This window comes from Prevotella sp. KH2C16 (assembly GCF_900113305.1).
Classification (GTDB): Bacteria; Bacteroidota; Bacteroidia; order Bacteroidales; family Bacteroidaceae; genus Prevotella.
In genome coordinates this window covers 177,003-201,168 of record NZ_FOOW01000004.1, presented here as the reverse complement: position 1 = coordinate 201,168, position 24,166 = coordinate 177,003, and the positions used below count along the sequence as shown (strand labels likewise).

Here is a 24,166-nt window from a genome sequence, read left to right as displayed (position 1 = left end):
GAATGGTCTGTCCCTCTCGTGTCCTTGAGGGAAATGATTTCCTTCAGAACCGGCTCGACGAGCTTTCCTTGTCTCGGACATCCGTCCCGCCAAAGGCCTGGGCCTCCCGCCGGACGGACTACCTGCGTTCCTCCGCTGACGCTCCGCCAGAGGCGGAGACAGCGGCGTACTGCCTGTCTCTCTCCATGTAAACCTTTCAAAGAACTTCGTTTCCATCCGGCTACGCCCCGAAGGGCGAAAGCGAGTGCAAAGGTAATACAAAAATCGAAACCACGCAACTTTTCAAAGGAAATATTTTCGGGAAAAGCGAAAGTTTTCGCGAATGTTGACAAAAAGAACGACAAAGAACAAGGCACACCTTATATTATATATAAAGGACAGGACTCCGTACGCAGACGAGTTGTCATGGCAGGGGGGGGGGAAGAATGGGGAACGGGAAGAAGCGGAGGTGCCTGGATATCCGAAAAAGAAACTTCTCCAGCAGCATCGACATACAGGTCGATTATATTATCGTTCGCCAACGAAACCACCCTTGACATGCCGAAGAAACAAGAAGAAAACAGAAGCTCACAGTCTTTTTTCCTATGCCCTATCTCTGCAGACAGGAGGGCGCAATGCTTTCTGCCGTCCTGTCAGAACAGAAAGGAACGGCACAATTTTTGTTAATTATCAATTGAAGCAAATACGAAATACGAAAAGTATGGGTATATCTGCAAGGTCTTATTATAAGAATAAAGGTAATATGGAAATTAACGAATTAGAAAAAATGATCAGAAAAGAGGAAAGCATCAGTCTTTCCGAGGCATTTCCTGCTTTGATGCGCAAAGTATATCTATGGATGACACTGGCTCTCGCCATCAGTGGCGTTACGGCTTACGGCGTGGCCAACTCACCAGCCTTGCTCCAAGCCATCTATAGCAACAGGCTCGTTTTCTTCGGCATCATCATCGCCGAACTGGTGATGGTGTGGAAGATTGCGGGCAGCGTTTGGAAAGAAAACCGCTCCCTAACTACCACAACATTGATGTTTGTCATATTCTCGGCGCTGAACGGTGCCACTCTGGCATACATCTTCGCGATGTTCTCCACGACAGCCATTGTCAAGACATTCCTGGTCTCCACCGCCACATTCGCTGCCACCGCGGCCTTCGGGTATTTCACCAAGCGCGACCTGACCAAGCTCGGGGGCATTCTGCTAATGGCGCTCATAGGACTGATTATTGCCGGGATGGTGAACATGTTCATAGCCAGTTCCACGATGGATCTCGTTGTCAGCGCCGTCGGCGTGCTCATCTTTGTCGGCCTTACGGCATGGGACAGTCAGCGCATCAAGACCCAGCTGGCCATGGCTCCCGACCTGAGCGAGAGCAGTCAGAAGATTGCATTGGCAGGGGCGTTGAGTCTCTATTTGGATTTCATCAACCTCTTCCTCTATCTGTTGCGCTTCTTCGGTAACAGCGACAATTAGTCTGGGAGACATAAAAATAACTTATCGGGAACCGAGGAGTAATCTCCGGTTCCCCGTCTTTGTATAGAGAGCAAATGTCAGAATATATATGTCAGAAAAACGCCTGCCAATATGACCCTATAAACTGCCTGCCTAAAGCTTTGACAGGAAGCGCTCACGATCGACGATGAAGCGCAAGTGCTTTCCCTCGCCTATTATCACATCCCCCATTCTTGCGGTGATGTGGTAATAAAGTTTACGGCCTTCTATCCTGACGAGCGTTGCCGTAGCCTCCACCCGCTCACCTACCTTGGACGGCTTTACATGTGAGCTCTCGATATGTCCGCCCACCGTAGTCTGCCCTTCCTCCAGCTCGCCGGCCACCGCCAACATAGCAGCATTCTCCATGAGCGCCATCAGGGCAGGCGTGGCAAGTACCGGCATGTCGCCCGAGCCGAGGTGAAGAGCCGTGTCAGAATCCTTCACCGTGAGCATACTCGTATGCGTAAGTCCTTCTTTCAACATGATTCCTGTGATTTAAAAGTTTTGCTGCGGCAAAGGTAATAAAACTAATCTGAATCACGGCTGAAAACCGTCAGGAACTTCCCCTATACTCTTCTGATTTATGCATAATATGCAAAAATTAAATGAATATTCACAAAAAGCAGGCCAAAAACTTGCATATTATTCAAAAACAACCTACCTTTGCACTCAATTTTGAATAAATATACAATATGACCAAGAAGAAGAACGACCGCATAGAGGTACTTAAAATGCTGATTTCCAGCAAGGAGATGGGCAGCCAGGAGGAAGTCATGCAAGAACTCAAAAGCGAGGGATTTCCCATTACACAGGCCACTCTGAGCCGCGACATGAAGCAACTGCGCATCGCAAAAGCCTCGAGCATGAACGGGAAAAGCGTCTATGTGCTGCCCAACGAGACCATGTATAAGCGCGTGCGCAAGCCAAAGGCCGCCACGACCCTGCTCCAGGCACCCGGCTTTGTGTCGCTCAACTATTCCGGAAACATGGGCGTCATCAAGACCCGGCCCGGCTATGCCAGTTCCATCGCCTACAATATCGACATCTCTAACATACCGGAGATTCTCGGAACCATAGCCGGAGACGACACCATCTTCATGGCCTTGAGGGAAGGCTCATCGAAAGTGGCCATCGAAGAAGCTCTTGGAGTCATCATCCCGAACCTGAAACGCGAATAAGAATTACAATAGATAGAAATGGAAGAAATCAAGGTTTTGGTTGCCGACCCTTCTCATGAGAAGTATGTCGACACCATCCTACAAACCATCGCAGATGCTGCCAAGGTGCGCGGAACGGGTATTGCGAGGCGCACCCACGAGTATCTGACTACGAAGATGCGAGAAGCAAAGGCCGTGATAGCCCTCTCGGGCGACAAGTTCGCCGGCTTCAGCTACATCGAGACCTGGGGAAACAAACAGTATGTAACCACCTCTGGACTCATCGTCCACCCCGACTTCCGCGGCCGAGGCATCGCCAAGAGAATCAAGGACCTCACCTTCTCGCTGGCCCGCACCCGCTGGCCTCATGCCAAGATATTCAGCCTGACGAGCGGAGCCGCCGTGATGGCCATGAACACCCAGCTCGGCTATCAGCCCGTTACCTTTGCCGACCTCACCAACGACGAAGCCTTCTGGAGGGGCTGCGAAAGCTGCGTGAATGTGGATGTGCTGCATCGCACCAACCGGAAATACTGCATCTGCACCGCCATGCTCTACGATCCGGAGGAGCACCTGCCTGCAAAGATTCCCGCAGCCGTGCTCGAGAGAATCAGGAGAATCGACGGGAAGAAGCCGAAAGAAAATTAGACATTAACAATCAAAACAACATATAAGACTATGGCAAATAAGAAAGTAGTGGTGGCCTTCTCGGGAGGACTCGACACATCCTATACCGTGATGAAGCTCGCCGAGGAGGGATGGGATGTCTATGCGGCATGTGCCAACACGGGAGGCTTCTCTCCCGAGCAGTTGAAGACCAACGAGGAGAACGCCTACAAGCTGGGAGCCGTCGCCTACGCGACGCTCGATGTAACGCAGGAATACTACGAGAAGAGTCTGAAATACATGATTTTCGGAAATGTGCTGCGCAACAACTGTTATCCCATCAGCGTCTCCTCAGAGCGCATCTTCCAGGCCATTGCCATCGCACGGTATGCCAAGGAGATCGGCGCTGATGCCATTGCTCACGGCAGCACGGGTGCCGGCAACGACCAGATACGCTTCGACATGACCTTCCTGGTGATGGCTCCCGACACGGAAATCATCACCCTGACCCGCGACAAGGCACTCTCCCGGCAGGAGGAGGTGGACTATCTGAACGCGCACGGATTCCATGCCGACTTCACGAAACTGAAATACAGCTACAATGTGGGCATCTGGGGCACCTCCATCTGCGGCGGCGAGCTGCTCGACCCAGCACAGGGACTCCCTGAAGAAGCCTACCTGAAGCATGTAACCCGTGAGGAGGAGAGCGAGTTGAGGATAGAATTCCGCAAGGGCGAGATCGTGGCCGTCAACGGCGAGAAGTTCGACGACAAGGTCAAGGCCATCCAGAAAATCGAGGAAATCGGTGCCGCCTACGCCATCGGGCGCGACTGCAATGTCGGCGATACCATCATCGGCATCAAGGGTCGGGTGGGCTTCGAGGCCGCGGCGCCCAAGCTCATCATCGAGGCTCACCGCCTGCTGGAGAAAAGCACGCTGTCTAAATGGCAGCAATACTGGAAGGATCAGGTGGCCAACTGGTACGGCATGTTCCTGCACGAGAGCCAGTATCTCGAGCCGGTGATGCCCGACATCGAGGCCATGCTCAGCTCCTCGCAGCGCCATGTGAACGGAACGGCCATCCTGAAGCTCCGCCCCTACGGGTTCCAGACCGTGGGTGTTGACTCCCCCGACGACCTCACGAAGAGCAAGCTCGGCGAATACGGTGAGATGCAACACGGCTGGACGGCAGAGGATGCCAAGGGATTCATCAAGGTATCGAGCACTCCGCTGCGCGTCTACTACGGCATACATCCCGACGAGGAGAGGTGAGACCGCCGCCCTGCCTTCATGGAAAGGGCAAAAAAACGGCAGTCCCTGCAACCTTTCCATCCACGGCCTCGTCTAAAGAATACAATAACTTTAAAAGCAAAGAATTATGTCAACAGGTAAGAAATTAGTGCGTTCGAGCGATAAAATACTGGGCGGCGTATGCGCAGGTATCGCCGAGTACTTCGACTGGGATCCCACCGTGGTCCGCATCGTGTACACCCTGCTCACATTCTGCACGGCGTTCAGCGGCATCATCGTCTATATAATCCTTTGGATCGTAATGCCGTCAAAACCATAGACAGCCCATGATAAAAATAGGAATATTAGGCGGTGCCGGCTATACGGCAGGCGAGCTCATCCGCCTGCTGCTGAATCATCCGCAGGCGGAAATCGTATTTGTCAACAGCGAGAGCAACGCCGGAAACCTCCTGACGGATGTGCACGAGGGTCTCTATGGCGACACCGACATACGGTTTACCCGTGAGATGCCGTTCGAGAAGGTAGATGTGGTGTTCCTCTGCTTCGGCCACGGCAAGAGCGAAGCTTTCCTCAAGGAGCACACGATGCCGCAAGGCCTCCGCATCATAGACCTTGCCCAGGACTTCAGGCTCGACGCTCCGGGCAACGACTTTGTGTATGGACTGCCCGAAATCAACCGCGAAAGGATAGCCCGGGCCCGCCATGTGGCCAACCCGGGGTGCTTCGCCACCTGCATACAGCTCGCCCTGCTGCCCGCCGCAGGCATGCACCTCATCGACAAGGATGTGTCGGTGAATGCCATCACGGGAAGCACCGGTGCCGGACAGAAGCCCGGACCGACCACCCATTTCTCGTGGCGCAGCAACAACCTGAGCATCTACAAGGCCTTCAGCCACCAGCATGTGCCCGAAATCAGGCAGAGCCTGAAGCAGGTGCAGGGCTATCTCGACGCCGCCATCGACTTCATCCCCTACCGCGGCGACTTTGCCCGGGGCATCTTTGCCACCGCCGTGGTGAAAACCGACGCCGACCTCGAAGACATCGTGCAGGCATATAAGGAATTCTATCGGGCGGCCTGCTTCACGCACTATGTGGACAAGCCCCTCGACCTGAAGCAGGTGGTAAACACCAACAAGGCTCTTGTCCATGCCGAAAAATACGGCGACAAGCTCCTCATCACCAGCTGCATAGACAACCTTCTGAAGGGAGCCGTGGGGCAGGCGGTGCAGAACATGAACCTCATGTTCGGTATCGACGAGGCCTCAGGACTACGCCTGAAACCGAGCGCATTCTGAGGAAGCGGGACAAAAGGCCGACTCCAGTCTGACAAAATCGGCGAGATTGTGGGACAAAGTCGCCGAGATTGTCCGACAAAATCGCCGATTTTGTCAACCTTCCAGCCGCAAAAAGCTTTTCCTCCGACATCTTCCGCCAAAGAATGATGCCATCTTTTAAGAAACAAGAAAATACCAAGACATGAAACTATTTGATGTATATCCACTCTTCCCCGTAACCATCGTTAAAGGCCGGGGATGCAAAGTATGGGACGATCAGGGGCAGGAATACCTCGACTTCTACGGCGGCCACGCCGTAATCAGCATCGGACACAGCCATCCCCACTATGTGAAGAAGATGACGGAACAGCTCGGCAAAATCGGGTTCTACAGCAACTCGGTCGTCAACCGGCTGCAGGCAGAGCTCGCCGTACGGCTCGGAAAGGCAAGCGGCTGCGACGACTATCAGCTCTTCCTGATAAACTCCGGCGCAGAGGCCAACGAGAACTGCCTGAAGCTGGCTTCCTTCAAGACCGGCCGCAAGCGCATCCTCGCCGCAGAGGGAGCCTTCCACGGACGCACCTCGCTTGCCGTCGAGGCCACCGACAACCCGAAGATTACGGCGCCGGTAAACGACAACGGTCATGTAACCTTCCTCCCCCTCAACGACCTCGGGGCCTGGGAGCGCGAACTGGAGCAGGGAGATGTGTGCGCGTGTATCCTTGAATGCATCCAGGGAGTGGGCGGCGTGAACATGGCAACGCCAGCTTTCGCCCAGGGACTGCAGGCCGCCTGCAGGAGGCACGGCACCGTGCTCGTCTGCGACGAGATACAATGCGGCTACGGACGGAGCGGCAAGTTCTTCGCCTTCCAGTGGCTGGGCATCCGCCCCGACCTCATCAGCATGGCCAAGGGCATCGGCAACGGATTCCCCATGGGGGGCGTGTTGATTTCGCCGGAGTTCGCCCCCGTCTACGGCCAGCTGGGCACCACTTTCGGCGGCAGCCACCTTGCGTGCACGGCAGCCCTGGCCGTTCTAGATGTCTTCGAGCAGGAAAACATCGTGGAAAACGCGCATGAGGTGGGCGAATACTTTATCGCCCGCCTGAAAGAACTGCAGAAGAAAGAGCCGCATATCCTTGAGGTAAGGGGACGCGGACTGATGATCGGCGTGGTGATGGACATACCGCACAAAGACCTGCGGCTGAAACTCATCCACGAGCAGCACTGCTTTACGGGCTGCGCCTCTACCAATATCCTGCGCATCCTGCCGCCGCTCTGCATAACCAAGGCGGATGTCGACGACTTCATGAACCGCCTGCAGACCGCGCTTTCTTCCCTCTAAGCCGTCAGAACGCTTGCGGGAAACCCCGAAGTTACGAATGTTGTATTTTACCCCGCGTTATATGCAACATTCGTAATTTTACAGGGCAGTTTAGCTAAAAATCATTGGCAGTCTTTCCCGAATTAGTATTTTTTTAGTACCTTTGACGCAAGTTTAAGACAATATAAGAATGGCAGAAGAATCAATCAAACAAATCGGTCAGCGATTAAGGGGTTTACGAGAGGTTCTCGAAATCTCTGCAGAAGAGGTTGCGGAGCTCTGTGGCATCAGCCTGGAGCATTATCAGAAAATAGAGGAAGGCGAAGCCGACCCCGGCGTATACCGCCTCTCCAAGATTGCCAAGCGATACGGCATAGACCTCAATGTGCTCCTCTTCGGCGAGGAACCACACATGAGTGCCTACTTCGTAACCCGAAAGGGACAGGGACTGAGCGTCAACCGCCGCAAGGACTACAAGTATCAGAGCCTCGGAAGCGGTTTCCGAAGCCGCAAGGTGGACCCGTTCCTCGTAACCGTAGACCCCCTTCCCGGCAACGAGAACCACAGCAAGAACCACCACGAGGGGCAGGAGTTCGACATGGTCATGTCGGGAAGGCTCGAAATCACCATCGGCGAGAAGGTGCTTACGCTGAATCCGGGCGACAGTATCTATTTCAATTCCAACGAGGACCACTGCATGAGAGCCATCGGCGAGGAGCCGTGCCAGTTCTTGTGTGTAGTTATATAATTATCAGACAATAGCAAAATGGTAGAAAGATTCTTATCGCAGACCCGGTTTACTTCAGAGGAAGACTATAAGAAAAACCTGCATTTTATCATACCGGAGGAGTTTAACTTTGCCTATGATGTCATGGATGAATGGGCAAAAGAGTGTCCGGATAAGTTAGCATTGTTATGGACAAGCGAGCGCGGAGAGGAAATACGCTTCACATTCAAGGATCTGAAGGAGCAGACCGACCAGGTCGCGGCCTACTATCAGTCGCTCGGAATCGGACACGACGATAAGGTGATGCTCATTCTCAAGCGCCACTATCAGTGGTGGCTGTCGATGCTGGCACTCTGCAAGCTTGGTGCCGTGGCCATTCCCGCTACCCATATGCTCACCAAAAACGACCTCGTCTATCGCAACCAGAGGGCCTCCGTGAAAGCCATCATCTGCGTCAACGACGACTATGTAACGACACAGATACGGGAGGCCATGCCCGAAAGCCCCACCGTGAAGATGCTCGTGGCCGTCAACTCGCTGGCTCAGGCAGACCGCCCCGTGCCCGAGGGTTTCCACGACTGGAACAAGGAGTGGCGGCAGACATCGCCCTTCGAGCGACCCGAGCATGTGAACACCAACGAAGACACCATGCTGATGTACTTCACGAGCGGAACTTCCGGTGAGCCGAAGATGGTCGCCCACGACCATCTCTACGCCCTCGGGCACCTCACGACAGGCGTCTACTGGCACAACCTGAATGCTGACAGCATCCATCTCACCGTCGCCGACACCGGCTGGGGCAAGGCTGTGTGGGGCAAGCTCTATGGTCAATGGTTTGCGGGAGCTACCGTTTTCGTGTACGATCATGAGAAGTTTACCGCGGAAAAGATTCTCCGTCAGATTGAGAAATACCACATCACCTCCTTCTGTGCTCCGCCCACCATCTACCGGTTCATGATCCAGGAGGACTTTGCGAACTACGATCTCTCCTCCCTGAAGTATTGCACGACGGCCGGAGAAGCCCTTGAACCCGCAGTCTACCAGAGATTCTACGACCTCACAGGCATCAAGTTGATGGAAGGATTCGGGCAGACAGAGACCACGATGACCCTCGGCACCTTCCCGTGGAACAAGCCACGACCCGGCTCAATGGGAAAGCCTAACCCCCAATACGATGTCCATTTGCTCAAGCCGGACGGCACCGAGTGCGAGGATGGGGAAAAAGGAGAGCTCTGCATACGGGTCGGCGACCGTAAGCCCATCGGCCTTTTCAAGTACTACTACCGTGATGAAGCCAAGACCAAGGAAGTCTGGCACGACGGATATTACCATACCGGCGACCTCGCCTGGCGCGATCAGGACGGCTATTACTGGTTCGTGGGCCGTGCCGACGATGTCATCAAGAGTTCTGGCTACCGCATCGGCCCGTTCGAAGTGGAGAGTGCGCTGATGCAGCATCCCGCCGTCGTGGAGTGTGCCGTTACCGGAATACCCGACCCCGTGCGGGGAATGGTCGTGAAGGCTACGGTCATCCTCGCCGACGAATACAAGCCGCGGGCAGGCGAAGAACTGATAAAGGAGCTCCAGAACTTTGTGAAGCATGAGACTGCCCCCTATAAATACCCGCGCGTCGTGGAGTTTGTAGACGAGCTGCCGAAGACCATCAGCGGCAAGATACGCCGCGTGGAGATTCGCGAAAAAGACCAGAACAAGGAATCATAGATATGAAAACATTTTTCCATGTAGAAGATATCGGGGACTTAGACCAAGCCCTCGAAGAGGCAAAAGAAGTCAAGGCCAACCGCTTTGGATATCAGCAGCTGGGCAGGAACAAGACCCTTCTGATGATATTCTTCAACAACAGTCTGCGCACCCGGCTGAGTACGCAGAAGGCAGCAATGAACCTCGGCATGAATGTCATCGTGCTCGATGTGAACGCCGGGGCATGGAAGCTGGAGACGGAGCGCGGTGTCATCATGAACGGAGACAAGAGCGAGCATCTGCTCGAGGCCATTCCCGTAATGGGATGCTATTGCGACATCATCGCCATACGCAGCTTCGCGGGGCTCAAAGACCGTGATTACGACTATGCCGAGACCATTGTCAACCAGTTCGTGAAGTACAGCGGGAAGCCCGTGGTGGCGATGGAGACGGCTACGGTGCACCCCCTTCAGGCATTTGCCGACCTCATCACCATTGAGGAACACAGACAGACAAGGCGGCCGAAGGTGGTGCTCACCTGGGCACCCCATTGCCGTGCCTTGCCACAGGCGGTGCCTAATAGCTTCGCCGAATGGATGAACGCCGCCGATGCAGACCTCGTCATCACTCACCCCGAAGGCTATGAGCTCGACCCGAAGTTTGTCGGCAACGCCGTCGTGGAGTACGACCAGCGCAAGGCCCTGCAAGGAGCCGACTTCGTGTATGTCAAGAACTGGAGCTGTCCGGGCGTCGCCGACAAGGAGCAATACGGGCAGATCCTAAGCGAAGACATGTCATGGACCATCGACCGCGAGCACATGAGCTGGACCAACGAGGGCTATTTCATGCACTGCCTGCCCGTCCGCCGCGGCCTCATCGTCAGCGACGAGGTCATCGAGGGCGACCATTCCCTGGTCATTCCGGAGGCCGCCAACCGCGAAATCAGCGCCGAGGTGGTGCTGAAACGGGTGCTGGAGTCTCTCTGAGCAACCACAATATAATCTATAATAAAACAATAGAACTATGCAGAACAGAAACAGGCTGGCGGCCTTCCTCTTCCTGACAACAATGGTGAGTGCCATCCATGCACAGGACATCACGGGCTCCTGGAAAGGCAATCTGGATGCAGGTATCCAGAAAGTGGAGATGGTCTTCAACTTCACCAAAGCTCCTGACGGAAGCAACCAGTGTACGATTGATGTACCGGAGCAGGGCGCACAAGGCATTCCCGCCCAACTGTTCCACCTCTCGAAAGACTCCGTGAGTCTGCAGGTGGCAGCCGTCGGCATGAGTTACACTGGCAAGCTGGCCGACAATGTCATTCACGGAACCTTCCGGCAAGGTATCGTTACGCTCCCTTTGGAGCTGAAACCGGGCCGCATTGCACCCCCTAACAGGCCGCAGGAACCCAAAGGCCCCTTCCCATACACCACCGAAGAAGTAACCTTCAGCAATCCCAAGGCCAACGCCACGCTGGCCGGCACGCTGACCTTCCCCGTAGGCTACAAGCCCGGGAAGCGCGTACCCGTGGTGCTAATGGTAACAGGAAGCGGCCCTCAAAAGCGAGACGAGGGCGTCTTCGGCCACAAGACCTTCCTCGTCCTGGCAGATTTTCTCGCACGCAACGGCATCGCCTCGCTGCTCTACGACGACCGCGGCGTGGGCAAGTCGACCGGTTCTTTCAAGGGAACTACCACCCTTGGCTTTGCCGATGACGCCAAGGCCGGCCTCGACTGGCTGCGGAAGACGAAGAAGTTTAAGTCCATCGGCCTTCTCGGCCACAGCGAAGGCGGCCTCATCGCCTTCATGATAGGCGCCGAAAAAGCCGCCGACTTCATCGTGAGCATGGCCGGACCGGGCATCAAGGGCGACACCCTGATTGCCGAACAGGCCAATGCCAACCTGCAGATTTACGGTCAGAAGCCCACGCAGAGCGTGCAGAACCTGCGCCGCGAGCTGGCTGCCATGCCGCAGGATCCGTGGATGAACTATTTCATCGACTGCGATCCGGCCCCCTATATCCGGCAGGTAAAGATTCCGCTGATGGCCATCAACGGCAGCAAGGACCATCAGGTGCTGCCGCAGACCAACCTGAGCGTGATTCGCGAACTGCAGAAAAACGGCAACCGAAAGAACCTCATCAAGGAATACGAGGGGCTGAACCACCTGTTCCAGCACTGCACCACGGGCGGTGCCAACGAATACTACCAGATTGAGGAGACGATTTCGTCCGAGGTATTGAGCGACATCGCCAACTGGATCAACGGCCTGTAAAAACCCTACCCCAGCCCCTCCTTAACTCCATAACTCCTCAACTCCATAACTCCAAACAACCATGATTTCCTTCGAAAGCGACTACAACAACGGGGCACACCCAAAAGTATTGGAGCACCTCATAGAGACCAACGACCGGCAGAGCCTCACCTACGGCTTCGACGAGTGGAGCGAAGCCGCAAGGGAGAAGATACGCACGGCCTGCGGATGCCCCGAGGCGCAGATATACTTCCTCTCGGGAGGCACGCAGACCAATATGACCGTCATCGACGGATGCCTCCAGCACTATGAGGCCGTGGTGTCGGCAGAGACGGGGCACATCAACATCCATGAGGCCGGAGCCGTCGAGTTCTGCGGCCACAAGGTGATTGCGCTGCCGTCAAAGGACGGCAAGATGGTGCCCCGCGACCTCGCCCGATACATGGAATGGTTTTTCCACGACGAGAGCCGGGAGCATCTGGCCCAGCCCGCAATGGTCTATCTCACCTTCCCTACCGAGTATGGCACGCTCTATTCGGCATCGGAGATTGAGCAGATTTACGCCATCTGCAAGCAGCATGACCTCAAGCTGTTCGTCGACGGAGCACGACTTGGCTACGGACTGATGTCGCCCCAGAGCGACATCGACCTCCCCTGGCTGGCCGCCCACTGCGATGTATTCTACATCGGAGGCACCAAGGTGGGGGCACTCTGCGGCGAGGCGGTGGTCTTTCCACGGGGTAACGCACCGAAACACTTCTTCACCATCACCAAGCAGCACGGCGCGCTGATGGCCAAGGGGCGCGTGATAGGCATCCAGTTTGACGCCCTCTTCACCGACGGCCTCTACCTCGAAATCTCCCGCCACGCCATCGACATGGCCGAGAAGATGAAGAGGCTCTTCACGGAGAAAGGCCTCCGTTTTGCCATCGACTCGCCCACCAACCAGCAATTCGTCATCCTGACTAATGAACAGGTGAGCAAACTGGCCGGGCATGTGCTCTTCTCGCTCTGGGAACCCAGCGGCGAAGACAGCATGGTGTGCCGCTTCGTAACCAGCTGGGCAACGACGGAAGCCGACCTCGAAACTCTGGAGGAGGAACTCGACCGGGCATTGTAATCCGTCGTCCCGTTCTCTCCGCTGACAGGGCGAAACGCCTCCGACAAGAGGACGGACGACCTATGGAAAAACAAAAAGCCGTTGCCGACACAACAAAATCGGCGATTTTGAAGGACAAATTCGGCGATTTTGTCGAACAATCTCGCCGATTTTGTCAAGCAGAAAGCCACCTTCCGCAACATGGAGGGTGGCTCTTCTTTTTTCTATAGGCGGCATCACGGCCAAATGTCTACCGCCTTTCCAAAACCAATCTTACTCAAATCCGTCGCCGAAATCATTCCATGGCTTATACGGCCACTTGTCAAGCAGGCGTTGATAGCGAGCATTATAATGCTTCTTCATGGCCGAATGGAAATACTCGCGGTAATAGTCGTTCTTCCTATTCTTACGCAGCGTGAGATCTATCTGCCGATAGGCCCACGGGCTGTCGTAGGCCATGAGTGCCTCGAAGAGGTATTTGATGCGGGCATAGTCATAGTACTTGCGACGCACCTCGTAGTCGCGAATGGCAAGCAGCGTGGTCTTGAACGCCTCGTCGGGCCAGTTTCTCACGGCCAGCAGCGCCTCATTGGTGTGGCCTTTGCGGCCAGCCTGTGCACCTTTTTTATCCAACCCTTGGGCATATTGCCTGAGAGCGGTCAGGATGAGCGGCTTGTCGGCCTCACGACGATAGCTGGCCAGCAGCGGCAAGGCCTCCGCGATGTGCTCTCTTACATACAGTTGGCGCACCCGCTGCTCATATTCCGGCAGTCCCGGCGGCAGCCGATGGAGCAGTCGGCGGGTGTAATCCAGCCGGGCGGCGACGGGCGAACAGAGTGCCGCGGAGTCTATCTGCATCGAGTCGGCAGCGCTCACCCAGCCCTCGCTGCGTCCCTGCATCAACCATTCTATATATAGATTCTGGGTATAGTCGCCATAGATGACATCGGCCGACTGCACCGTAACGAGGGACGAATCATTCATATTATACAGCACGACGGCCTTACACACCGGCAACTTTTGGTCTATGAGCGCCCACATGGCCGAGAGGCGCAGGGGCGGCGAGAAGTTCTGCTGTTTCACGATGGCAATAAGTGTTTTAATGGGTGCCATGTGCCCCAGCAGGTCTTGGTAAACCCACTCAGGCACCAGGCCGCCCCAGCCGTTGTCCCAGTAGGTGGAATACACGCTGCGGCGGTTCAAGCTGTCGATGATCTGGTGCAGACCTTGTCCCCTGACCGGCACTCCCCATAGGGCAAGGGACAGCAAAAGGAGTATTCCAAAGATGGTTTTCCGCATGTTCACAGGCTTCGATTTATGGGCAAATATAAGTTTTTCCCGGCACATTGGCAAGTATTTGCGGCAGAAAATCATGATTTTCATATCTCTGGAAGAGCCCGTTCAGGGCAGTTGCATGCGCCTCGTCAGTTCACGAACAGCCATACCAGGAAACAGAGATTGACCCCGTGGAAGACTGCCGGAGGCACCCAAGCCCAGCCATGCCGTCCCTGCCGGTAGAGCCGGAAAGACCAGAACATGGCGGCCAAGATGAGAAACGGGTAGCTGTTTACCGCGAAGAAGGCCGCATAGGCACCCCAACCGGCATTGGGATCATCGAAGAAAAAGATACTCATAAACAGCAAGCCGGGCGTAATAGCCAAAGGAATGAGGCAGAAAAGCGTAAGCACTACGGGCACTTCTTGGTTGCGGCCGGAAATCAGGACCAGCAAGAGAACGAGCACAACCAGCATTAACAGCATTACTATCAACATGCAGAGAAAACAACTTAAAGGGTGAGAACTTTACAAAAAGGCCGTCAAGCCTGAATGACTTGGCGGCCTATCCATGTTAAAAAACACATTATTTGATGACACCGAGCTCTTTGCCCACCTTGATGAAGGCAGCGACGCACTTGTCGAGCTGCTCCCGTGTGTGGGCCGCGGAAATCTGAACGCGGATGCGGGCCTCGCCCTTCGGCACCACGGGATAGTAGAAGCCCGTTACATAGATGCCCTCCTCCAACAGGCGGTTGGCATACTTCTGCGACAGCGGAGCATCATAAAGCATCACGGCGCAGATGGCGCTCTGGGTGGGCTTGATGTCGAATCCGGCCGCCATCATCTTGTCGCGGAAGTAGTTCACATTCTCCACGAGACGGTCGTGGATGTCGTTGTTCTCCTTCAGCATCTTGAAGACCTCGAGGCTGGCGCCGATAATGCCGGGAGCCAGAGAGTTGGAGAACAGGTAAGGACGGCTGCTCTGGCGGAGCATGTCGATGATTTCCTTGCGCCCGGTGGTGAACCCTCCGAGAGCTCCTCCGAACGACTTGCCCAGCGTTCCGGTATAGATGTCCACGCGGCCATAGGTGTCCGTCAGCTCGCTCACGCCGTGGCCGGTAGCCCCGACGACGCCTGCCGAGTGAGACTCGTCGACCATTACGAGAGCGTCATACTTCTCCGCAAGGTCGCAAATCTTGTCGACAGGAGCCACATTGCCGTCCATGGAGAACACGCCGTCCGTGCAGATGATGCGGAAACGCTGTGCCTGAGCCTCCTGCAGACATTTCTCCAGCTCGGCCATGTCGGCATTGGCATAGCGATAGCGCTTTGCCTTGCAGAGGCGCACGCCGTCGATGATGGAGGCATGGTTCAATGCGTCGGAGATGATGGCATCTTCCTCGGTGAGGAAAGAGCCGAAGAGACCGCCGTTTGCGTCAAAGCAAGCAGCATAGAGAATGGTGTCCTCAGTATGGAAATACCCTGAAATGACGGCCTCGAGCTGCTTGTGGATGTCCTGGGTGCCGCAGATGAAGCGCACGGACGACATGCCGAAGCCGCGCCTGTCCATCATTTTCTTGGAGCCCTCAATCACTCTCGGGTTATTGGAAAGTCCCAGATAGTTGTTCGCACAAAAGTTGAGCACTTCCTTTCCCTTTACCTGAATGGCTGCTCCCTGCGGACTTTCGATAATGCGTTCTTCCTTGTATAGACCAGCTTTCTTCAGTTCTGTCAAGGCATTGCCAAGATGTTCTTTAATTTTTCCGTACATAACATTAGATTTTAAAATTGCCTGATGCAAAGTAACTCATTATTTTCTACATAACCTATTGTTTTGTGTTATTTTTTTTAAAACAACGAGCGGAATTCCTATTTTTAACCTCAAAGATTGATTGAATCTGGAAAAAAATTCGTTATTTTGCATTCCTGAAGTAAAAACAACTTTAGTACAATAGTATGAAAAATATCTTGGTGATCGGCTCGACCGGTCAGATTGGTTCTGAATTAACCAGAGAATTAAGGAACAGGTATGGTAACGAGCATGTGGTAGCAGGCTTTATCAAGGGGGCGGAACCCAAGGGCGAGCTTCTGGAATCGGGGCCTTCGGCAGAAGCTGATGTTACGAATGCCGAAATGATTTCCGATGTTGTAAAGCGCTACGACATTGACACGATCTACAATCTTGCCGCCCTACTTTCGGTAGTAGCCGAGTCAAAGCCTCGCCTGGCATGGAAAATCGGCATCGACGGACTATGGAACATCCTCGAAGTAGCCCGTGAAAACCACTGCGCCGTGTTCACTCCGAGCTCCATCGGAAGCTTCGGACCGAGCACGCCTCACGACCATACCCCTCAGGACACCATCCAGCGGCCTACGACGATGTATGGCGTTACAAAGGTAACGACCGAGCTCCTGAGTGATTATTACTTCCACAAGTATGGCGTAGACACGCGTTCCGTGCGCTTTCCGGGTGTCATCTCCTATGTAACTCCTCCCGGAGGAGGCACCACTGACTATGCCGTAGACATCTATTACTATGCTACACGAGGCGAAAAGTTCACCTGCCCCATCAAGGAGGGAACACGGATGGACATGATCTACATGCCCGACGCACTCAACGCAAGCATCATGCTGATGGAGGCCGACCCCACCCGACTCGTTCATCACAACGGTTTCAACATTGCATCCCTTAGCTTCGGCCCGGAGACAGTCTATCAATCCATCAGAAAATACAAGCCTGACTTTGAGATGGTCTACGATGTAGATCCTCTGAAACAAGGTATCGCCGAGAGCTGGCCGGACATCATGGACGACACCTGCGCCCGTCAGGAATGGGACTGGAAACCCACCTACGACCTCGACACCATGACCCGGGACATGCTCGAACACCTGGCCGTAAAGCTCGGCAAGAAGTAAGCAGCGGCACCAAATACGCATCGACATAAACGACAAGGCGCAGAAAGCAGTCATGGGAACTGTCTTCTGCGCCTTTCTTTTATAACTTTTCGCGATTGGCGGACCAGCGATGCCTCCCCTGCCAATCATGCCTCCATGGTGCTATTGCCTTTTCTCGCTATACACTCCATCTCGACAAGCCACTCCGGACGACACACCTTGGCATTGACAATCATGCAGGGAGTGTCGGGGAAGTGTTCCTTCATATAGCTGTCAATGCGCTCATAGTCGGCCGCATCACGAAGGTAGACCATGAAATACTGCACATCCTGCAAGTCAGCACCTCCGTCGCGCAATAGGCTTTGGATGTTCTCCAGCAGACGGTCGGCCTGTCGGAGTACATCGCCCTGAAACATCACCTGCCCATTGGTATCGATGCTGGCCGTGCCCGAGATGAAGAATGTCTGCCCGAAGGGCGTCGACAGCCGCGTGCCACGCTCAAAAGCCACGCCGTATTCATGTGCCGGATTGAGGTGGTCGGGCGCATGCAGATACTTCATGTCGCTCCCTCTCGCGTCCGGACCAATGAGAAAGTCGATTGCCACGCATGCCTCGCGCGTCTGCGAATAGCCGCCGATGCCCGTACTGGCAATGAAATGCGTGGCGGCCGACAATCCCTGATCGCTGAAGATGTCATTGCGTGCCTTCACCACTCCTGCATAGTTTATGTCGATGTCGGCCACATAAATCCATGTGCGCAAACAGTTGTCGAGCAATGTCAGATGCCGCTCGCCGAGTAGGCTTATTACCTTACGGAAGAGTAACACAGCCTGCATATGCGATGTCTGCCCCTTGCATTCCTCCGCCGTAAGACGCATGCTGAAGAAAAGGAAATCGTCAGTCTCATCACTAACCTTCAGCAACACACTTATCTTCGATCCGCATAACGGCGGCTGTTCAACCACTGTCAATGCCAATCGAGAGAGATAATCTTCATATAACCGTGAGCCTGTCAGCTCGTCATACTGATTCTGTACATCGCTTAAAGCCACCTTGGCATATTGCAAATGACAACCATTCACGACAGCGTCAGCTTCTATCTGAGCCACGGACCGATATACCTCGTCTATCTGGTCGGCAAAGGAACCGCGGCTCACCGGTGCTACCACAAAATATTTATTCATCAGATTAATAAATTCGTCGGCTGCCTTATCATTTCGACAGGCCAGCTGCAAAGTTAGCAATTTTATCCCACCTCTACAACACCAGCAACTGATAATTTTCAGGCAGCAAAGAGGGTACTTTGCAAAAGGCCGTCTTCTATCCTGCAAAAGGCGGCTAAAAGCTCGGCTTCTAACGGCCTCTTACATGATAAAAAGCCGTCTCCGACAAGAGGGCAAAAAGTCTTTAGGAAAATCCGCAATGCTCTTCACACATCTTTTTCCACACGCCCCTTATAGGTATTGATGGTAACATGAAATGCTGACGACCTATCCTCTCCCTGCAGAGGAAGGCTCAAATAGGCACGGGAAGAATAATACTGGGGCACATTGTTCTGATTGTGGGTGAGCGAAATATACACCTGACGAGTACCATCGGCCGCCAGGACCACGCTATCCTTTCGTATTCCAAGGGTCTGGAGCCCATAGCGCATCTCCCCGTCCTGTCCCGTCTTCACATAAAGACCGATGTTCAGGTATTTCCCATTCTTGCTTTTCCACAGGCTCTGGAAGGTAACGGGGTCGGTCTTCAGCGTGTCCGGCCGAGAGGTATCGGCATATCTTACGGTAAGTACCTGGACTATCTGGACGGGAACAGCCTGCCCGACAGCCTCCTCCTTTTTATAATATAGGAGGGCACGGTAAGTGGAATCCGCCGTCAAAGCCCATTCTCCTATGGCATGAGGGTTAAGTTCGAGACGCTCATCTTCGTCCGTAATGGCACTGTCAAACTCCCCTTTCGCCACCGTATGAGCCTCCACGAAGTCGGCTCTCACATACGAGTAGGAGCCGTCTCCCGTCTCATAGCCCTCATTGGAACAACTTACAAAGAGAGGCAAGACCATCAGAAAGAGACGGAGAAGCTTCATTGTGCGGCCAGATGGTTTATGGCAGGGTTGGCATACATCGTCAACATGCGCTCCCGGAGGAAGGCTTCGTCTTTGTTTTCGAGGTCTATCTTCGCCATCTGGGCAGCCAGATACTGCTCGAATTGCGCCTTGTCAGCTTCCGAATAATAGGCGGCATGCTCATGATTGGCAGCCAGCAGGTCCATTGCCAGATAGTTCACCGGATAGAGGCGGTAGTTGCGATGTATCTCCTGGTCGATATGCTCCGCCACCACACGATAGAAATCATTTTTCGGCAGGTCAGGATCAAGGCTGCGGAGAAAGTCGTCTATGCAGGGAGCAGCATGATAATGGATGTGCCCCTTGAAGCCCATGATGCCCGTTTGCATGCTCACGAGGTCGTCCTGCGGTCCCTTCTTCCACCCCACAATGTCGCGACGCTGCTGGAATTCCTTTGCCTTGAGATAGTCGCAAGGGTCAAATTCATAGCTGATAGACAAGGGAACAAGGTGCAATTGGACGAGGCGGTCGGCCAAGGAGCCCGTTCCGCCCATCGTCATCATCTTCAAGACGGCCTCCTGGGTGCGGTCGTTACTGTCCTTCGCACGGCCTTCGCGCTGCGCAATCCAGACATTGTCGTTCTTCTCCCCGATGACAAAGTGCATGTATTCAGACAGCCGCCTGCTCGCCATCAGCATCTCGCGCATCGGGAGATCGCGCTCCACGATGAACGACTTGTTGACCCTGACCAGGTCTTTCACCCACGGTAACGAGAGCAGATTGTCGCCAATGGCAATCTCACAAGTGGTCTTGAAACCCGCGTCGAAGAGCAGCACGTCGAGAATCGCCGAGTCAAGGACTATGTCGCGATGGTTGCTGATAAAGGTGAAACGCCTTGTTACATCCAGCACCGAGCTGTTGAAATCACACCCCAGACTGGCTTTCTCCAGCAGATTCTTTATGATGTCGTAGCAAAAAGCCAGCTGGAATTCCAGAGAAGACTTGCATCCTTTCATCTTCCGGGCCACCATTTCGAGGGGCACCTGCGGATAGAAATACTTCACGACCTGGCAGAACTGCCCGTTCTGAAGCAGTCTGTCGTAGACTTCCGGCAACTCCTCCGGCTCAAACGGACGGATAGAGTCAAACTTCTCTGGTATATTCATAGCCTGTATTAGAATTGATTTTCAACGATTTCCGTAAGCACCTGCTTGATGTCCAGACCTGCCGCACGCACCTGTTGGGGGATGAAGCTGGTGGCGGTCATACCCGGCGTGGTGTTGATTTCCAGCATGTTCACCTGATCCTTGCCGTCGACATCCTTCGTGATGATATAGTCTATGCGGATAATCCCATTGCAATGCAGGATGTCGTAGATGCGACTGGTCTCCTCGGCAACGGCCTTGGCGGTCTCCGGAGCTATGCGGGCAGGCGTGATTTCCTGAACCTGACCATTGTATTTCGCGTCATAGTCGAAGAATTCATTGGATGTAACCACCTCCGTTGCGGGGAAAACCACGCTCTTCTCCTTGGTCTTGTAGCAGCCGATGGAGATTTCCGTTCCTTCCATATAGCGTTCTACCATCACCTCGTCGCTTTCCATAAAGGCAACTCGCAGCGCCGGCGCGAGTTGGTCGGCGTTCTTCACTTTCGAGACGCCGAAACTCGACCCATCGGCTGCCGGCTTCACGAAGCAGGGCATGCCAATGCGTCTTTCTATCTCACCCTCATCATATTCCTCTCCCCGGCGAAGCAGGATGCTGTCTGCGACGCGAACTCCGAACCCGCGGAGATAATTGTTTAGCACATATTTATCAAAGGTCATGGCTTCCACCAGGACGCCGCTCGTGGAATAAGGCACATGCAGCATGTCGAAGTAACCCTGCATCATGCCGTTCTCTCCGGGAGTGCCGTGGATGGTGATATAGGCATAGTCGAACACGACAGCTTTCCCGTCCAAGACGAAAGAAAAGTCGTTTTTGTCAACCTTGATGTTACTCCGACCTGCAAGCTCTACATGCCAGTCCACGCCTTTCACATCGACGATGTAGACATTGTATCTCTCCTTGTCGAAGAATGAATACAAGCCTTCGGCCGAACGCATGCTCACATCATGCTCCGAGGAGTCTCCCCCACAGACAATAGCTATGTTTCTCTTGAAATTTTCCATATACAATATTAGTTTTCTTCAAATGTATCGTTCGTCGTGCCGTTGATGTAGACACGCCATTTCTCTATCAGTCGGGCCATTTCCTCCGGCAATTCAGAGGTAAAGTCCATCTGGTTGCCACTCTTTGGATGCACGAATCCCAAGGTTCGGGCATGCAAGGCCTGGCGGGGACAGATTTTAAAACAGTTCTGGATGAACGCCTTATAGGTGGAACTCCGGTTGCCACGGAGTATCTCTGTGCCGCCATAGCGCTCATCGCCGAAAAGCGGATGCCCTATCTGCTTCATGTGCGCACGGATCTGATGAGTGCGCCCCGTCTCAAGAATGCATTCCACGAGCGTTACATATCCAAAGCGTTCGATGACCCGGTAATGGGTAATCGCAGGTTTCCCAATCCCCGATTCCGGAGAAAACACCTTCATGCGGAGACGGTCCTTAGGGTCGCGGGCAATGTTGCCTTCTATCGTCCCTTCCTCTTCCGTGAAGTTTCCCCATACCAGGGCGGCATAACTACGATGGGTGGTCTTGTTGAAGAACTGGAGCCCCAGCGCCGTCTTGGCATCCGGGGTCTTGGCTATTAGAAGCAGCCCACTGGTATCCTTATCGATGCGATGCACCAGCCCCACCTCGGGATCGTTGGCATCAAACGAGGGTAAATCCCTCAAATGCCAGGCTATGGCATTGATCAAGGTGCCGTGGAAGTTGCCGGCTCCCGGGTGCACGACCAGTCCGGCAGGCTTATTAATCACCATCACTTCCTCGTCTTCATAAACCACATCGAGCGGAATATCCTCTGCCACGATGGTATTGTCATGCTTCGGACGGTCGAGCATCAAGGTGATGACATCGCCGGGACGCACCTTGTAGTTGCTTTTCACAGGCTTGTCGTTCACATGGATGAAACCCGCGTCGGCAGCCTGCTGTATCCGGTTACGGCTGGAATGCTGCATCTTCTCCGACATATACTTGTCGATGCGAATGGGATTTTGCCCCTCGTCCACTACAAACCGGAAGTGCTCATAGAGCTGCTGCCCGTCGTCGTCAAGGTCGTCTATGTCTTCTATATAGTCTGTCATTCGCCTGACCCTTTCTTTTCGGCAGTAGGTTTCTCGGCGGGCGGCTCTGCAGCGGGCGGAGCCTTCACCTCCTCAAACTCGTCGACCTCACCTTCCTCTGCCTCTTCCATTTCCTCAGGATAGACAGGGTCGATGTAGTCCACGGAGTCAGCGGCATCCCTCAGCCCGTTTCCCACCTGTATTACCAGCGTCTCCTCGACGGAAATCCTGTCGCCGGCAACCACATGGCGTCCCTTCACGGTGATGCCATACACCCAGTCTTTCTCGCCGGCTATATATTCCGGAGGCCCGAGCTTGAATCCCATCGAGGTCAATTTGGCCATGGCCTCGCGGAGGGAGCTGTTATCTATGACATCCGGAAGCGTCAATGTCGGCGTATGCGGCGAGTTGATGGTAACATATACGATACGGCCCGACTTCACCTTTTCCCCCGCTGCAGGAGCCTGCTCCAGAATGCAGTCGGGGGGAAGGGTCTTCACATAGCCCGTATCCTTCACCACCACTTTCAGCCCCACATCCTCCAGAACGCTGCTCGCATCGGAGAAAGCCTTATGGCGGATATCCGGAACCACTATCTCCTCGCCGTGATGGGTGTAGAGGTCGATGCCGAACCTAACGCCCAGCCCCAGCAGGATCACCACCAGAGCCATGGCAGCCAGGTTGGCCCAGAGATAGCCGCTCATGATTTTCCGAACAAATTCAGAAGCCTTCATTCCTTCCTCTTTTTGAGCACAAAGATAATAAAAAAACAGAAAGAAGCAAAGATTAGCCTTTACTTCTTTCTGTTTTAACTGATTTTTTGGAGAAGCAACAGCAGTTTACTTGCCGTGGTGCTCATCAGAAACAGTCAACTTCTTGCGGCCACGGGCACGGCGGGATGCCAATACACGACGGCCATTCTTCGTTGCCATTCTCTCGCGGAAACCATGCTTGTTCACGCGGCGGCGGTTGTGTGGCTGAAATGTTCTTTTCATTGTCCTATCTATTTATTATTCATTATTATTCTAAGAACGGTCAACCCTATCGACGAGTTCACTCCTTTTTGGGTTGCAAAAGTACACATAATTTTCGAATTAACAAAGAATTATGCGAAATTTCACCATGAAAAGGATGTTTTTTTATAAAAATATAGTAACTTTGCAACCGAATCCGAGAGTAATTACGACGATTAATAAACAAACAATATCAGATATTTACAATGATTAATTCACAGGAAATCAAGAAAGGGACCTGCATCCGCATGGATGGGGGAATTTGGGTTTGCATCGACTTTCAGCACCGGAAGCCGGGCAAAGGCAACACCGTAATGAACACCAAGTTGAAGAATGTGGCCGACGGTCGCGTGCTCGACCGCACCTTCCAGGTAGGTTTCAAGCTCGACGATGTGCGTGTGGAGCGTCGTCCTTACCAGTATCTTTACGAGGATCCGTCGGGACTTATCTTCATGAATCAGGAGACTTTTGAGCAGATTCCCGTTGCCCGCCACCAGATTACGGGAGTGGAATTCATGAAAGAGGGCGACATCGTGGAAATCGTTACCGACACTTCCGACGGCACGATCCTGTCTGCCGAGATGCCGATAAAGACCAACCTGAAGATCGTTCACAGTGAACCGGGCGTCAAGGGCAACACGGCCACCAACGCCACGAAGCCTGCCACTCTCGAGACCGGTGCCGAAGTGCGCGTGCCGCTGTTCATCAACGAGGGCGAGACTATCCAGATTGACACCCGCGACGGCAGCTATCTGGGTCGCGTAAACGAATAGGCGCAGCCATAGAAAGCCGTCTTCTACATAAAAA

General features: G+C 53.9%; 26 protein-coding genes. 14 read left to right on the top strand and 12 right to left on the bottom strand.

From position 1 onward, the window contains the following. Positions 1-200, bottom strand: a 200-nt coding sequence (locus BM114_RS14520; protein WP_143089254.1) for a hypothetical protein, incomplete at its 3' end; no start/stop codon positions are given. Between the two features lie 542 nt (positions 201-742). Between BM114_RS14520 and BM114_RS04755 the strand changes: the two genes are divergently transcribed. Beyond that, positions 743-1,468: a Bax inhibitor-1/YccA family protein gene (locus tag BM114_RS04755; RefSeq protein WP_092110930.1), complete on the top strand. Its 726-nt coding sequence runs from the start codon at positions 743-745 to the stop codon at positions 1,466-1,468. A 132-nt stretch (positions 1,469-1,600) separates the two neighbouring features. Here the strand turns inward: BM114_RS04755 and BM114_RS04750 are convergent, their stop codons facing one another. Then, positions 1,601-1,972 (bottom strand): thioesterase family protein, encoded by a 372-nt coding sequence (locus tag BM114_RS04750; RefSeq protein ID WP_092110928.1) that lies wholly within the window; start codon positions 1,970-1,972, stop codon positions 1,601-1,603. A 209-nt stretch (positions 1,973-2,181) separates the two neighbouring features. On the opposite strand from BM114_RS04750, the gene BM114_RS04745 reads away from it, so the two are divergent. The 11 genes from BM114_RS04745 to BM114_RS04695 all read left to right on the top strand — a co-directional run bounded on the left by BM114_RS04745 (position 2,182) and on the right by BM114_RS04695 (position 12,902). Beyond that, complete coding sequence (locus BM114_RS04745; RefSeq protein ID WP_092110925.1) at positions 2,182-2,667, top strand: arginine repressor; 486 nt, start codon at positions 2,182-2,184, stop codon at positions 2,665-2,667. Between the two features lie 18 nt (positions 2,668-2,685). Continuing rightward, positions 2,686-3,294, top strand: coding sequence for a GNAT family N-acetyltransferase (locus BM114_RS04740; RefSeq protein WP_092110923.1), 609 nt, complete (start codon positions 2,686-2,688; stop codon positions 3,292-3,294). A gap of 30 nt (positions 3,295-3,324) precedes the next feature. Beyond that, complete coding sequence (locus tag BM114_RS04735) at positions 3,325-4,524, top strand: argininosuccinate synthase (protein WP_092110921.1); 1,200 nt, start codon at positions 3,325-3,327, stop codon at positions 4,522-4,524. Between the two features lie 106 nt (positions 4,525-4,630). Further along, a complete protein-coding gene (locus BM114_RS04730; protein WP_092110919.1) occupies positions 4,631-4,822 on the top strand; it encodes a PspC domain-containing protein in 192 nt (63 codons plus the stop codon). Between the two features lie 7 nt (positions 4,823-4,829). Continuing rightward, entirely contained in the window at positions 4,830-5,798 is a 969-nt protein-coding gene (gene argC / locus BM114_RS04725) for an N-acetyl-gamma-glutamyl-phosphate reductase (RefSeq protein ID WP_092110917.1), read from the top strand. Between the two features lie 181 nt (positions 5,799-5,979). Further along, positions 5,980-7,122: an aspartate aminotransferase family protein gene (locus tag BM114_RS04720; protein WP_092110915.1), complete on the top strand. Its 1,143-nt coding sequence runs from the start codon at positions 5,980-5,982 to the stop codon at positions 7,120-7,122. A gap of 169 nt (positions 7,123-7,291) precedes the next feature. Continuing rightward, positions 7,292-7,849 (top strand): helix-turn-helix domain-containing protein, encoded by a 558-nt coding sequence (locus BM114_RS04715; protein WP_092110913.1) that lies wholly within the window; start codon positions 7,292-7,294, stop codon positions 7,847-7,849. Between the two features lie 18 nt (positions 7,850-7,867). Beyond that, positions 7,868-9,550: an AMP-binding protein gene (locus BM114_RS04710; RefSeq protein WP_092110911.1), complete on the top strand. Its 1,683-nt coding sequence runs from the start codon at positions 7,868-7,870 to the stop codon at positions 9,548-9,550. A 2-nt stretch (positions 9,551-9,552) separates the two neighbouring features. Then, a complete protein-coding gene (locus BM114_RS04705) occupies positions 9,553-10,515 on the top strand; it encodes a Rossmann-fold NAD(P)-binding domain-containing protein (RefSeq protein WP_092110909.1) in 963 nt (320 codons plus the stop codon). A gap of 37 nt (positions 10,516-10,552) precedes the next feature. Continuing rightward, a complete protein-coding gene (locus BM114_RS04700; protein WP_092110907.1) occupies positions 10,553-11,803 on the top strand; it encodes an alpha/beta hydrolase family protein in 1,251 nt (416 codons plus the stop codon). 61 nt (positions 11,804-11,864) lie between these two features. After that, positions 11,865-12,902 (top strand): threonine aldolase family protein, encoded by a 1,038-nt coding sequence (locus tag BM114_RS04695; RefSeq protein ID WP_092110905.1) that lies wholly within the window; start codon positions 11,865-11,867, stop codon positions 12,900-12,902. 252 nt (positions 12,903-13,154) lie between these two features. Here the strand turns inward: BM114_RS04695 and BM114_RS04690 are convergent, their stop codons facing one another. The 3 genes from BM114_RS04690 to kbl form a co-directional block, all read right to left on the bottom strand. Next, complete coding sequence (locus BM114_RS04690; protein WP_143089253.1) at positions 13,155-14,186, bottom strand: hypothetical protein; 1,032 nt, start codon at positions 14,184-14,186, stop codon at positions 13,155-13,157. Between the two features lie 119 nt (positions 14,187-14,305). Then, positions 14,306-14,653, bottom strand: coding sequence for a hypothetical protein (locus tag BM114_RS04685; RefSeq protein ID WP_177207046.1), 348 nt, complete (start codon positions 14,651-14,653; stop codon positions 14,306-14,308). Positions 14,654-14,741: 88 nt separating this feature from the next. Further along, positions 14,742-15,929, bottom strand: a complete 1,188-nt coding sequence (gene kbl, locus BM114_RS04680; protein ID WP_092110899.1) for a glycine C-acetyltransferase — start codon at positions 15,927-15,929, stop codon at positions 14,742-14,744. A gap of 185 nt (positions 15,930-16,114) precedes the next feature. On the opposite strand from kbl, the gene BM114_RS04675 reads away from it, so the two are divergent. Continuing rightward, complete coding sequence (locus BM114_RS04675) at positions 16,115-17,074, top strand: NAD-dependent epimerase/dehydratase family protein (RefSeq protein ID WP_092110897.1); 960 nt, start codon at positions 16,115-16,117, stop codon at positions 17,072-17,074. Positions 17,075-17,199: 125 nt separating this feature from the next. On the opposite strand, the gene BM114_RS04670 is transcribed toward BM114_RS04675, so the two are convergent. The 7 genes from BM114_RS04670 to rpmH form a co-directional block, all read right to left on the bottom strand. Then, positions 17,200-18,237, bottom strand: a complete 1,038-nt coding sequence (locus tag BM114_RS04670; RefSeq protein WP_092110950.1) for a Rid family hydrolase — start codon at positions 18,235-18,237, stop codon at positions 17,200-17,202. 245 nt (positions 18,238-18,482) lie between these two features. Beyond that, on the bottom strand, positions 18,483-19,142 hold the full coding sequence (locus BM114_RS04665; RefSeq protein WP_092110895.1) for a NigD1/NigD2 family lipoprotein: 660 nt from the start codon (positions 19,140-19,142) through the stop codon (positions 18,483-18,485). Beyond that, positions 19,139-20,287 carry a 1-acyl-sn-glycerol-3-phosphate acyltransferase gene (locus BM114_RS04660; RefSeq protein ID WP_092110893.1) on the bottom strand — a complete coding sequence of 383 codons (1,149 nt, stop codon included), beginning with the start codon at positions 20,285-20,287 and terminating at the stop codon, positions 19,139-19,141. Before BM114_RS04660 ends, BM114_RS04665 begins: the two co-directional genes overlap by 4 nt. 8 nt (positions 20,288-20,295) lie before the next feature. Further along, on the bottom strand, positions 20,296-21,291 hold the full coding sequence (locus tag BM114_RS04655) for a D-alanine--D-alanine ligase (RefSeq protein WP_092110891.1): 996 nt from the start codon (positions 21,289-21,291) through the stop codon (positions 20,296-20,298). Positions 21,292-21,299: 8 nt separating this feature from the next. After that, positions 21,300-22,367, bottom strand: coding sequence for an RluA family pseudouridine synthase (locus tag BM114_RS04650; RefSeq protein WP_092110889.1), 1,068 nt, complete (start codon positions 22,365-22,367; stop codon positions 21,300-21,302). After that, positions 22,364-23,080, bottom strand: a complete 717-nt coding sequence (locus BM114_RS04645; RefSeq protein WP_092110887.1) for a PASTA domain-containing protein — start codon at positions 23,078-23,080, stop codon at positions 22,364-22,366. The genes BM114_RS04650 and BM114_RS04645 overlap by 4 nt, the downstream gene beginning before the upstream one ends. A 105-nt stretch (positions 23,081-23,185) precedes the next feature. After that, the gene (gene rpmH, locus BM114_RS04640) at positions 23,186-23,341 is read right to left on the bottom strand and encodes a 50S ribosomal protein L34 (protein ID WP_025065500.1); all 156 of its coding nucleotides are present in this window, start codon (positions 23,339-23,341) and stop codon (positions 23,186-23,188) included. Positions 23,342-23,565: 224 nt separating this feature from the next. Here rpmH and efp point away from each other — a divergent pair, with 224 nt between their 5' ends. Beyond that, positions 23,566-24,132: an elongation factor P gene (gene efp / locus BM114_RS04635; protein WP_092110885.1), complete on the top strand. Its 567-nt coding sequence runs from the start codon at positions 23,566-23,568 to the stop codon at positions 24,130-24,132. Positions 24,133-24,166: the final 34 nt, after the last annotated feature.

Coding starts and splice junctions, on each gene's coding strand:
- BM114_RS04755 (WP_092110930.1), top strand. CDS start 743: ATGGAAATTAACGAATTAGAAAAAATGATCAGAAAAGAGGAAAGCATC.
- BM114_RS04750 (WP_092110928.1), bottom strand. CDS start 1,972: ATGTTGAAAGAAGGACTTACGCATACGAGTATGCTCACGGTGAAGGAT.
- BM114_RS04745 (WP_092110925.1), top strand. CDS start 2,182: ATGACCAAGAAGAAGAACGACCGCATAGAGGTACTTAAAATGCTGATT.
- BM114_RS04740 (WP_092110923.1), top strand. CDS start 2,686: ATGGAAGAAATCAAGGTTTTGGTTGCCGACCCTTCTCATGAGAAGTAT.
- BM114_RS04735 (WP_092110921.1), top strand. CDS start 3,325: ATGGCAAATAAGAAAGTAGTGGTGGCCTTCTCGGGAGGACTCGACACA.
- BM114_RS04730 (WP_092110919.1), top strand. CDS start 4,631: ATGTCAACAGGTAAGAAATTAGTGCGTTCGAGCGATAAAATACTGGGC.
- argC (WP_092110917.1), top strand. CDS start 4,830: ATGATAAAAATAGGAATATTAGGCGGTGCCGGCTATACGGCAGGCGAG.
- BM114_RS04720 (WP_092110915.1), top strand. CDS start 5,980: ATGAAACTATTTGATGTATATCCACTCTTCCCCGTAACCATCGTTAAA.
- BM114_RS04715 (WP_092110913.1), top strand. CDS start 7,292: ATGGCAGAAGAATCAATCAAACAAATCGGTCAGCGATTAAGGGGTTTA.
- BM114_RS04710 (WP_092110911.1), top strand. CDS start 7,868: ATGGTAGAAAGATTCTTATCGCAGACCCGGTTTACTTCAGAGGAAGAC.
- BM114_RS04705 (WP_092110909.1), top strand. CDS start 9,553: ATGAAAACATTTTTCCATGTAGAAGATATCGGGGACTTAGACCAAGCC.
- BM114_RS04700 (WP_092110907.1), top strand. CDS start 10,553: ATGCAGAACAGAAACAGGCTGGCGGCCTTCCTCTTCCTGACAACAATG.
- BM114_RS04695 (WP_092110905.1), top strand. CDS start 11,865: ATGATTTCCTTCGAAAGCGACTACAACAACGGGGCACACCCAAAAGTA.
- BM114_RS04685 (WP_177207046.1), bottom strand. CDS start 14,653: ATGTTGATAGTAATGCTGTTAATGCTGGTTGTGCTCGTTCTCTTGCTG.
- kbl (WP_092110899.1), bottom strand. CDS start 15,929: ATGTACGGAAAAATTAAAGAACATCTTGGCAATGCCTTGACAGAACTG.
- BM114_RS04675 (WP_092110897.1), top strand. CDS start 16,115: ATGAAAAATATCTTGGTGATCGGCTCGACCGGTCAGATTGGTTCTGAA.
- BM114_RS04670 (WP_092110950.1), bottom strand. CDS start 18,237: ATGAATAAATATTTTGTGGTAGCACCGGTGAGCCGCGGTTCCTTTGCC.
- BM114_RS04665 (WP_092110895.1), bottom strand. CDS start 19,142: ATGAAGCTTCTCCGTCTCTTTCTGATGGTCTTGCCTCTCTTTGTAAGT.
- BM114_RS04660 (WP_092110893.1), bottom strand. CDS start 20,287: ATGAATATACCAGAGAAGTTTGACTCTATCCGTCCGTTTGAGCCGGAG.
- BM114_RS04655 (WP_092110891.1), bottom strand. CDS start 21,291: ATGGAAAATTTCAAGAGAAACATAGCTATTGTCTGTGGGGGAGACTCC.
- BM114_RS04650 (WP_092110889.1), bottom strand. CDS start 22,367: ATGACAGACTATATAGAAGACATAGACGACCTTGACGACGACGGGCAG.
- BM114_RS04645 (WP_092110887.1), bottom strand. CDS start 23,080: ATGAAGGCTTCTGAATTTGTTCGGAAAATCATGAGCGGCTATCTCTGG.
- rpmH (WP_025065500.1), bottom strand. CDS start 23,341: ATGAAAAGAACATTTCAGCCACACAACCGCCGCCGCGTGAACAAGCAT.
- efp (WP_092110885.1), top strand. CDS start 23,566: ATGATTAATTCACAGGAAATCAAGAAAGGGACCTGCATCCGCATGGAT.